This window comes from Treponema sp. R6D11 (assembly GCF_054786075.1).
The window spans coordinates 1-350 of record NZ_BDHD01001247.1; the positions used below are offsets into that span (position 1 = coordinate 1).

1 pseudogene is annotated in these 350 nt (G+C 46.3%); it reads left to right on the forward strand.

From position 1 onward, the window contains the following. A pseudogene (locus ACYVTD_RS18295) lies at window positions 1–222 on the forward strand (hypothetical protein); the annotation flags it as partial. Window positions 223–350: the final 128 nt, after the last annotated feature.

Here is a 350-nt window from a genome sequence, read left to right on the forward strand (position 1 = left end):
GAGGCGGTAAAAAAGACCGTGCAATATTGCCGCAAACATGATATATTGAAAGAGCCGATGGAGAAACACGCCAAGGAGGGAATGAGTATGCTTACTACAGCATGGAACTGGGACACGGGGAAAAGAGGTTGGGAGAACGAGGCGATGGGAGGTGAACGAAAAAAGAGGCAAACTGTAGTTCTGTGTCTTATACAAATCCGACGGTGCCGACGAGCGGTCTAGTGTATCGCTCGGAGGTCGCCGGATCCTTATAAAAAAAAACAAAAGTGTTAAACAAAAATGCCACAAACCCTATAAAAATGAAACCCCGCGCCGTTTTAAACCCGTAGACTCCAGTAAAGACATCGCAA